Here is a 10732-nt window from a genome sequence, read left to right on the forward strand (position 1 = left end):
TTACCCTGCCGGTGAAGGCGCTGCACACCCTAAGGCGCTGTTGGACTTCATGCGCGGTGGCATGCCTGCTGGTCACCGGTCATGGTCACGCTGCCCTGTCTGCGCCCCTGGTCACGCTCACCGACAGTGAGCGTGCCTACCTGACCGTCCAGAACCCGATTGGGCTGTGTGTCGATCCCGACTGGTGGCCGTTCGAGGTGATCGACGAGCGTGGGCAGCACAGGGGCATGGCCGCCGATCTGCTGGCGCTGGTGAGCGCCCGCACGGGGGTGCAGTTTGTGCTGCATCCCACCACCACGTGGGAAGACAGCGTGGCGGCCTCCCAGGCGGGCAAGTGCCTGGTCATGAGCTTTTTGAACCGCACACCCGATCGCGACCGCTGGCTCATCTTCACCGATCCCTTGCTGATCGATCCCAATGTGCTCATCACCCGCGAGGAGCACCCCTTCATTGCCGACGTGGCCGAGCTCAACGGCTACACCATTGCACTGCCCAAAGAAACCGCCATGTCGGAGCGGGTGAAGCGGGATTTCCCGAATCTGACGGTGCTCGACACCCACTCTGAAAACGAGTCGCTGGGCTGGGTGTCGGAGCGCAAGGCCGACATGACGCTGCGCTCGCTCATCGTGGCGGCCGACACCATCAAACACAACGGCTGGTTCAACCTGAAAATTTCGGGCCAGATTCCCGGCTATGAAAACCGCCTGAGCGTGGGGGTGCTGAAGTCGGAAACCCTCTTGCGCGACATTTTGAACAAAGGCGTGGCCACCCTGACCGACGAGGACCGCCGCAAGGTGGTGGACCGGCATGTGCAGATGAAGGTGGTCACGGCCGTGCAAACCGATTACACGGTGGCCATGGCCATCGGGGCGTTGTTGGTGCTGGTGGTCGTGTCCAACGGCTGGTGGGTGCGCCGGCTCCAGATGGCCAACGCACAACTCAAGGCCATGGCCGAAACCGATGCCCTGACGGGCCTGCTCAACCGCAATGGTCTGGGCAACTCGTTTGCCTTTGATGTGGAGCGGGCCCTGCGCTACGGGCGGTCTTTGTCGGTGATCATGCTCGATATTGACCATTTCAAGGCCATCAACGACGAATTTGGCCACTTGGTCGGCGACAAGGTGCTGGCTGAATTGGGGCGTTTGCTGATGCAGGCCACCCGCAACGTGGACACGGTGTGCCGCTGGGGCGGCGAGGAGTTTGTGGTGATTTGCTACGAAACCCCGCTGGATCAGGCGGAACAGCTGGCCGAACGCTTGCTGCAAAAAGCCCGGGAACATGGGTTTGCCTCTCAGCGCACCCTGACGCTGAGTGCTGGTGTGGCGCATGTGCAGGCGGGCGATGTGCCCGATGTCCTGGTGGCCAGGGCCGATGCGGCGCTCTACCAGGCCAAAAACAGCGGGCGCAACCGTGTGTGCGTGGCCGCACCCGTTCGGGCCGATGCACCGCCGTCTTGATGGGTGACGGTGCGGTGGGGGTGGGCCCTTCAGCGCCGGAACCGGCCCGAGGCGTCCACGATGGACAGGTCGACAAACTCCAGACCGGTGTGATCGGTGGGGCTGTAGCTCAGTTCCAGCCCGCCGAGGTCCAGCTTCTTCAGCCCTTCCAGCGCCTCGCGCAGCTTGGCGCGCGTCGGGTTGTCTCCCGCGCGCTGCAGCCCGGCCACCAGCACCTTGGCGGCGGCAAAGCCTTCCAGCATGGCGGGGCTCAGGCCTTCCAGTCCCTTGGCTTTGGCCAGGTCGTCCGCTTCTTTCACGATGGGCGCTGCGAGCGAGCGCTCGTTGGGGAACACCTGGGTGACGATGGTGCCGGGCGCGTTGGCGCCCAACGACTTGATGAAGCCGCCCGAGGCGTTGTTGGAGTTGGTGATGATTTGCGCCCGCGAGCCTGCCTTGCGGATTTCTGCGATGCCGTCCGTCACGGCGACGCCCGAGCCGATGAACAGCACCGCCTGTGCGCCTGAGCTCGCCGCAATCGGTGCGATGCGGCTGAAATCGGGTTTGGCCCGGTCGAACTTTTCGATGAACAGCGGTTGCTTGCTGACGCTCGAAAAACCCTTTTGGGCGCCTTCGAGCAGGTCGGCGCCAAAGCTGTCGTCCACATGCACCACGCCAATGCGGTCGATGCCGATCAGGCTCAGGTGCTGCACCGCACGCTCCGCTTCGCGCTGGTAGGTCGCACGCACGTTGAACAGCCAGGGGTGCACCGGTTTGTGCAGCGCCATGGCGCCGGTGGACGGCCCTACCAGCGGCACCTTGAATTCATCGAGCAGGGGCATGATGGCCTGCGTGTGCGGCGTGCCTCGGGTGAGGAAGAGGCTGAGCACCTGCCGGTTGGTGATCAGCGTGCGGGCGTTTTCGGCGGCCAGTTTCGGATCGAATTTGTCGTCCAGCGATTCAAGTTCGATCTTCTGCCCGTTGATGCCGCCTTTGGCGTTGATCGCATCGAAATACAGCTTCGCTCCCTCGGTGGTCTCTTTGACCCCCGCTGCCACCGGACCGCTGAACCCGGCGGTCTGGCCGATGCGCAACTGGGCCCAGGTGGGTGCGGCCAGCGCCGCGAATACGGCCGCCGCCGCGAAGGTCAGGCACAGGCGGCCTGGGCGATGGGTGTTTTTCATGTCGTTGTCTCCAGCAATGCACACAGTCCACACAGTCTATCTGTGTCCGTACGGGTTGAGGTTGTGGATGTGCGTGTCTTCTGGACCCCCAGCGGAGCTGTGAACCGGAGAAACCGGCAAAAGCAGGGCTTGCTGGGGCCAATTTTTCCGGTCAGCGCCCCAAGCCCGTCGGGCTCCTAGAATGTTTGCCTCCCCACCGGAAGACCCCCATGTCTGATGCGCACCCGCTCCTGAACCCCTCTTCACCGCCCGAGCCTACCGACACTGGACCGGACCCCGCAGCCCCCGGGCTGATCCGCATTCGCGGTGCGCGCCAGCACAACCTGAAAAATATCGACCTGGACATTCGCACCGGCGAGCTGACGGTGGTCACCGGCCCCAGCGGTTCGGGCAAGTCCAGCCTGGTGTTTGATACGCTGTTTGCCGAGGGCCAGCGCCGCTACGTGGAAACCTTCAGCGCCTATGCGCGCCAGTTCCTCGACCGCATGGACAAACCGGCGGTGGACCGGGTGGACGGCGTGCCGCCCGCGATCGCCATCGACCAGACCAACCCGGTGCGCAGCTCGCGCTCCACCGTGGGCACGATGACCGAGCTGAACGACCACCTGAAGCTGCTGTTTGCGCGCGGCGCCGAGCTGTTCGACCGCGACACGGCGCGGGCGGTGCGCCACGACTCGCCGGAATCGATTTGCGCCGAGTTGCAGCAGCGTTGTGGTGGGTTGAACGATCCTCGGCTGGTGGTGACCTTTCCGGTTGAGCTGCCCGCGAGCACCACGCCGGAAGAGATTGAGCAATGGCTCTCGGCCAGCGGCTACACCCGGGTGCAGGCCGAGCGGGTGGTGCAACGCGCCGCGCCTGTGCCCGATGCCAAGGCTGCAAAACCCACCAAATCCAAAACCACCAAGGGTGTTGCCGCCAGCGAATCGGTGAAGGTGCTCGACGTGGTGGCCGACCGCTTTCGCATCGGCACCGCCGAGCCCGCGCGGGTGATGGAGGCCATCGAAGCCGGCCTCAAGCGCGGCAGCGGCAAGCTGATGGTGTATGTGTTGGGCGAAGAAGGAGCAGAACCGGTCATCTGGCGGTTCTCCACCGGGCTGCACTGCCCCGAAAGCGACATCCGCTACACCGATCCGTCGCCGTCCATGTTTTCGTTCAACTCCGCCGTGGGCGCCTGCGAGGCCTGCCGGGGCTTTGGGCGGGTGATTGGGGTGGACTACGGGCTGGTGATTCCGAACGACAAACTCACGCTGCGCGGAGGCGCCATCAAGGTGTTTCAGACCCCCGCCTGGAAAGAGGCGCAAGACGACCTGATGCGCCACGCCGAGGCCGCCGGCATTCCCCGCGACACGCCCTGGAACAAGCTCACGCCCGAGCAGCAGCACTGGGTGAAGGCCGGTTCGCCGAACTGGAACGGCAAGTGGAGCGAGCACTGGTTTGGCGTGGCACGGTTCTTTGAATACCTGGAGAGCAAGGCCTACAAGATGCACATCCGGGTGCTCTTGTCCAAATACCGCAGCTACACCGAATGCCCGAGCTGCGGGGGGGCGCGGTTGAAGACGGACAGTTTGTTGTGGCGCATCGGCACGAAGCCGCAGGCCGACGCGGTGTTACCGCCTGCCAAGCGCTATGTGCCGAAGGGTGTTGCCTGGAGCCGCGCGCAGCTGGAGGCTTTGCCTGGACTGTGTCTGCACGATGTGATGTTGTTGCCGCTTGAGCAACTTCGGACGTTTTTTGCCTCTCTCGCGCCCGCCCTCACAAGGCAGGACATATCGCCCATTCTTGGCGGGGAAGGTCTTACCCCCTCCCCCTCTGGGGGAGGGCTGGGGTGGGGGCAGGGCGTGCAGAAACTTCCAACAGATGAACTGCATCTGCTCGCGCAGAGCCCCCATCCCAACCTTCCCCCAGAGGGGGAAGGAGCAAAAATCGCCGGTGCTTTAATTTCTTCCTCTGCTGGCAAACCAAGCATCCCCCAGGTGGGAAAGGAGCAGAACGCTGGCCAGGCCCAAGCCGTCAAACTGCTGCTGGACGAAATCAACACCCGTATCCGCTACCTCTGCGAGGTCGGCATTGGCTACCTCACGCTGGACCGCCAGAGCCGCACCCTCAGCGGCGGTGAGGTGCAGCGCATCAACCTCACCACGGCGCTGGGCACCTCGCTGGTGAACACGCTGTTTGTGCTGGACGAGCCCAGCATTGGCTTGCACCCGCGCGACATGGCACGCATCAACGACGCCATGCTGCGCCTGCGCGACGCGGGCAACACGCTGGTGGTGGTGGAGCACGACCCGGCGGTGATGTTGGCTGCCGACCGGCTGATCGACATGGGCCCTGGCCCCGGTGAGCGCGGTGGGCAGATCGTGTTTGACGGCACGCCCGAAGCCATTCGCAGCGCCGACACGCTGACCGGCGCCTACCTGGGCGCGCGCAAAACCGTGGGCATGGGCTTCAAGCGCATGGTGACCGACAACACGCCGCGCCTGATTCTGGAAGGCGCGCGCGAGCACAACCTGCAAAACGTGTCGGTGGAATTCCCGCTGCAGCGGTTGGTGGTGGTCACCGGGGTGTCGGGTTCGGGCAAGTCCAGCCTCATTCAGGACGTGCTGGCGCCCGCGCTGCTGCGCCACTTTGGCAAGTCCACCGACTCGCCCGGCGCACACGACCGCCTGCTCGGTGCCGACTTACTGAGCGAGGTGGTGTTTGTCGATCAGTCGCCCATCGGCAAAACCGCACGCTCCAACCCGGTGAGCTACGTGGGCGCCTGGGACGCCGTGCGCGCGCTGTTTGCCGACGCGCCGCTGTCGCGCCAGCGCAGTTACACCGCGAGCAAATTCAGCTTCAACAGCGGCGACGGGCGTTGCCCGACCTGCGGCGGTTCGGGCTTTGAGCATGTGGAAATGCAGTTTCTGAGCGACGTCTATTTGCGCTGCCCCGACTGCGATGGCAAACGCTACCGGCCCGAGGTGCTGGAGGTGAAGATCGAGCGCGGCACGCGCCACCTCAATGTGGCCGACGTGTTGGACCTGACGGTGAGCGAAGCCGCCGCCTTGTTTGCCAGCGACCGCGAAGTCATCCGAGCCTTGCAGCCCATCGTGGACGTGGGGCTTGAATACGTGAAGCTGGGCCAGCCGGTTCCCACGTTGTCGGGCGGCGAAGCGCAGCGCCTGAAGCTGGCAGGCTTCCTGGCCGAAGCTGCCAAAACCGCCAGCGCCAGCCGCCAGCCGCTCTCACGCAAGGGCACGCTGTTTCTGTTCGACGAGCCCACCACGGGCCTGCATTTCGACGACATCGCCAAGCTCATGCGCAGCCTGCGCAAGCTGCTCGAAGCCGGGCATTCGCTGATCGTCATCGAGCACAACCTGGACGTGATCCGCGCCGCCGACTGGCTGATCGACCTGGGCCCCGAGGGCGGCGTGGCCGGTGGCCTGATCGTGACCGAAGGCACGCCGGAAGAGGTGCGGCTGCACCCCAGCAGCCACACCGCCAAGGCGCTGCGCGATTACGCGGCGTCCATGGGCGAGGTGCACGCGGTGTCTGACGCCCACCCCCGCTGGGGGAGGGCGGGGGTGGGGGCACTCCCGCGAGGTCTGGTCGGCGCGCGCCCCCACCCCAACCCTCCCCCAGCGGGGCAGGGAGCCAACTGCATCCGCATCGTCAACGCCAAAGAACACAACCTGAAAAACCTGAGCGTGGACATTCCGCGCGGTCAGTTCAACGTGATCTCCGGCGTGAGCGGTTCGGGCAAGTCCACGCTGGCCTTCGACATCCTGTTCAACGAAGGCCAACGGCGTTACCTTGAATCGCTCAACGCGTATGCGCGCAGCATCGTGCAACCAGCCGGTCGGCCTGAGGTGGACGCGGTCTACGGCATCCCGCCCACGGTGGCCATTGAGCAGCGCCTGAGCCGGGGTGGCCGCAAAAGCACGGTGGGCACCACCACCGAAGTCTGGCACTTTCTGCGCCTGCTCTACGTGAAGTTGGGCACGCAGCACTGCGTACACGACGGCGCCGCGGTGATGCCGCAAAGCCCCGACAGCATCGCCGCCGCCATCTTGCAGCGCTACAAGGGCCAACACATTGGCCTGCTGGCGCCGCTGGTGATCAACCGCAAGGGCGTCTACACCGAACTGGCCGACTGGGCGCGCCCGCGCGGCCACACGCACCTGCGCGTGGACGGCGAGTTTTTGCCCACCACCGGTTTTCCGCGCATCGACCGCTTCAAGGAACACACCATCGAACTGCCGGTGGCCGACGGCGTGGTGAACCCCGCCGATGAGGCCTGGCTGCGCACCCAGCTGACCCGAGCGCTGGAGCTGGGCAAAGGGCAGGTGCATGTGCTGCACCCGCTGGACGGTCTGGCGCAGGCCATGGCCGACGGCACCAGCACCACAGGCATTGGCCAACTGGAGGTGTTTTCCACCACACGCGCCTGCCCGGTCTGCGCCACCAGCTACCCGGAACTGGACCCGCGCCTGTTCTCGTACAACAGCAAACACGGCTGGTGCCCCGACTGCGTGGGCACGGGCCTGGCGCTCTCGCGCGAACAGCGCCGGGCGCTGGACGATTCGGTGCGCGACGACGACCAAAAAGGCCGCGAACAAAGCTTTGCCGAACCCGAGGTGGACGACCTGGCCGACCAGCCCTGCCCCAGCTGCCAAGGCACGCGCCTGAACGCGCAAGCCAGGGCGGTGAAGTTTTCCGGCGTCGGCATCACCGACGTGGCCCGCCTCTCGGTGACCGAGGTGCGTGCGTGGGTGCAGGGACTGATGGGCGACGGTGGGACGGGCGACGATCCGGCGCCGGGCCGCCCCAAGCCGGATCAGCCCCCTCGGGGGGCAGCGACCCGCGCCAGCGGTGGAGCCCCGGCTTCACCTTGCAAAGGGGACGCCGCTTGGGGGCCCTTGTCCCAGCGCGAGGCCGACATTGCCCGCGACCTGTTGCCCGAAATCGAAAACCGACTGGCTTTTCTGGAAGAAGTGGGCCTGAACTACCTCACGCTGGACCGGGGTGCGCCCACGCTCAGCGGCGGCGAGTCGCAGCGCATCCGCCTGGCCGCGCAACTGGGCAGCAACCTGCAAGGCGTGTGCTACGTGCTCGACGAGCCCACCATTGGCCTGCACGCGCGCGACAACGCCATCTTGTTGAACGCGCTGCACAAGCTTGGTGACATGGGCAACACCCTGGTGGTGGTGGAGCACGACGAAGACACCATCCGCCGCGCCGACCACATCATCGACATCGGCCCCAGCGCCGGCAAACGCGGCGGGCGCGTGGTGGCGCAGGGCTCGGTGGCCGACCTGTCGGCCAACCCCGATTCCGTCACCGGGCGCTATTTGCTGCACGCGATGAAGCACCCGCTGCAGCCACGGCGCGCAGTGCGGTCCCCGAATGGCTCCTTCCCCCCCTGGGGGAAGGTTGGGATGGGGGCCAGCGCACCAGACACCCCTGCAAACGCCAGCCCCCACCCCAACCCTCCCCCAGCGGGGGAGGGAGCGATACCCTGGCTCGAAATACGCGGCGCCCGCCTGCACAACCTGCAAAACCTCACCGTCGCCGTGCCCCTGCAGCGCCTGGTGGTGATCACCGGCGTCAGCGGTTCCGGCAAATCCACCTTCGCCCGCGACGTGCTGCTCACCAACGCGGCCGCCGCCGTGTCGCAGCGCAGCACCTTCGCCGGACGCCAGCAATGGGACGCGGGCGAGCGCCCCCACTGGAGCGGCTGCGACAAACTCATTGGCGCCGAAGTGGTGGACCGCGTGCTCGAAGTGGACCAAACCCCCATCGGCAAAACCCCGCGCAGCTGCCCCGCCACCTACATCGGTTTTTGGGACACGGTGCGCAAGCTGTTTGCCGACACGCTGGAAGCCAAAGCCCGCGGCTACGGCCCGGGCCGCTTCAGCTTCAACACCGGCGAAGGCCGCTGCCCAGGCTGCGAAGGCCAAGGCATGCGCACCATCGAAATGAGCTTCTTGCCCGACGTGAAAGTGCCTTGCGAGGTGTGCCACGGCGCCCGCTTCAACCCCGAAACCCTGGCTGTGACCTGGAAGGGCAAGAGCATTGGCGACGTGCTGCAGATGGAGGTGGACGAGGCGGTCGGCTTCTTCGCCGCCATGCCCGCCATCAGCCACCCGCTGCAACTGCTGAAAGACGTGGGCCTGGGTTATCTCACGCTTGGCCAGCCTTCGCCCACCCTCAGCGGCGGCGAAGCGCAGCGCATCAAACTTGTCACCGAACTGTCCAAAGTCCGGGACGAAGTCGGAAGGCGTGGCCAAAAAGCCCCACACACCCTCTACGTGCTGGACGAACCCACCGTGGGTCTGCACATGGCCGACGTGGAAAAACTCATCCGCGTGCTGCACCGCCTGGTGGACGGCGGACACAGCGTGGTGGTGATCGAGCACGACCTGGACGTGATGGCCGAAGCCGACTGGATCATCGACCTGGGGCCCGAAGGCGGCGGCGGCGGAGGCCGCGTGGTGGCGGAGGCACCGCCCGAAGAGGTGGTGCGGCTGGACACGCACACCGGTCGCGTGCTGGGGCCGGTGTTGGCGCGGGGGTGAGTTTTCACCCTGGCCGATACGCTGGGTAAAGAACACGTATCTTTTTAACCAGCGATTCTGGTAAAGGTGGTAAGTCGTGCTTACCACTTTCCAGAATCTGCTTACCACCTTGACCCAAGGTGGTAAGCAGCAAGAGTTTTTTGTAAATGCGCTTCCCAGCTGCAAGTCTCATGTCGCATCGCCCTTGGGCGCCTTTGCCTTCACCCGAGTTTTGGGCTTGCTCGGCGTTGCCATTTCGGCAGCATCCAGCAATCCCGGCGAAGGTGCTGCGGCCAGGTAGTTGCTTGGGCTCACCACCTTCTTGCCCGTTTTGGCTTCCAGCGCTTGGCGGGCGTTGCCGGCAATGGTGCCGCCTTCCTGGACCGACGTGCGGTTTTCTTCAAAGCCCAGGGCGTCGCTGCTGCGGGCAATCTCGGTGGTGCTCGCTTCGCCCAGCATGGTGAAGATCAACTCCAGGTCGGTCATGTGGTCGCGCAGGTTGTTGCCTGTTTTGACCTGATCCAGTTGCTTGAGCTTGCTGTGTTCGCTGGGCGCGATGCCAAAGGTGGCGCGGGCAATCTCGGCGGTCAGTATCGAATACTCCTTGCCTTCGGCCACGCCGCGCGCTGCGATGGAGCGCAATCGCTTTTCAATCCACGCCTGTGGGTAGCCCTTGGCTTGGTACAGATCGCGGGCGCGGGCGCTGGCCAGCTCGGGGTTTTCAATCTCCTTCACCCGCTCGTAACCCACCTGCGCCAGCCAGCGCTTGAACGGCTCGGCCTTGGGGGATGGGATGGACTGGATGATGCGGAACAGGCCCTCAGTGTTGGCGCAATCGGTCTCGCGCTGCTTGCCGTCAGGGGCCATTAACTTCAACCCGTGACAAAACGTCACGGGTTGGCCACCCTCGGCATTGAGCCGCTGTTTGAGCTTGCGCCAGTAGGCGCTGGCATCCGGGCTCGCGGTCAGGATGGCACACACGTCCACCACGGAAAACCACCATTCCTCGTTGTGCCAGACACGGCGGATAGCGGTTTCCTGAAAAACGGCGATGTGGTTTTCTGGCTCAGCTGTCTTGGTACTTTTGACCATTGTGTTTCTCCCTGAATTGCGTCGCAGAAGTTCTTCAACGTCAAGCTGGGCGTTGCGCGCTGTGCGGACAGTCGGCCTTGCGCTAAAGAGCGTTTAGCAGCAGTGATTGACCCGATGTGAGGCAAATTATGCGTGGCACCGCCCCGGTCAGCGCTTGGCCTGGCTGGGTTTTCTGCCGTCGTCAGGCAGCCAGCGCAAACCGCTCGTCGTTTTGGGTCAACGCGGGCTTGTTTTGTGCCGTCCATCCTATGCAGGCCTGCCACACGGTTTTGGGTATGGGCTTGGCGCCGCGCAGGTAGTAACACAGCATCCGGCGCGACAGGCCAATGGCTTGTGCGCCTTGCTCTTGGGTCAGTTGGTTGTCGTGCAGCCAATGGATCAGGAACTCATGCCCAATACCGCCCGCCTGCTCGGTGGCCAGATGGCGCAGGTTGTCCGTACCCATGTCGATGGCATCGTCAACCCACACCACCGAGGTGCCACA

Annotated in this window: 5 protein-coding genes; 2 read left to right on the forward strand and 3 right to left on the reverse strand. The window is 64.9% G+C overall.

Annotated elements, in window-relative coordinates:
- Positions 1-56 precede the first annotated feature (56 nt).
- The gene (locus tag Q7J58_RS10025; RefSeq protein ID WP_304827021.1) at positions 57-1457 is read left to right on the forward strand and encodes a diguanylate cyclase; all 1401 of its coding nucleotides are present in this window, start codon (positions 57-59) and stop codon (positions 1455-1457) included.
- A 29-nt stretch (positions 1458-1486) separates the two neighbouring features.
- On the opposite strand, the gene Q7J58_RS10030 is transcribed toward Q7J58_RS10025, so the two are convergent.
- Positions 1487-2620, reverse strand: a complete 1134-nt coding sequence (locus tag Q7J58_RS10030; protein ID WP_304827024.1) for an ABC transporter substrate-binding protein — start codon at positions 2618-2620, stop codon at positions 1487-1489.
- A 209-nt stretch (positions 2621-2829) separates the two neighbouring features.
- Between Q7J58_RS10030 and Q7J58_RS10035 the strand changes: the two genes are divergently transcribed.
- On the forward strand, positions 2830-9177 hold the full coding sequence (locus Q7J58_RS10035; protein ID WP_304827027.1) for an excinuclease ABC subunit UvrA: 6348 nt from the start codon (positions 2830-2832) through the stop codon (positions 9175-9177).
- Between the two features lie 168 nt (positions 9178-9345).
- Here Q7J58_RS10035 and Q7J58_RS10040 read toward each other — a convergent pair whose 3' ends face one another.
- The gene (locus Q7J58_RS10040) at positions 9346-10248 is read right to left on the reverse strand and encodes a Bro-N domain-containing protein (RefSeq protein WP_304827030.1); all 903 of its coding nucleotides are present in this window, start codon (positions 10246-10248) and stop codon (positions 9346-9348) included.
- Positions 10249-10429: 181 nt separating this feature from the next.
- Positions 10430-10732 (reverse strand): hypothetical protein (locus Q7J58_RS10045; RefSeq protein WP_304827033.1); only part of this gene is annotated, 303 nt, incomplete at its 5' end.

It is taken from the genome of Hydrogenophaga sp., from assembly GCF_030656115.1.
GTDB lineage: Bacteria > Pseudomonadota > Gammaproteobacteria > Burkholderiales > Burkholderiaceae_C > Hydrogenophaga.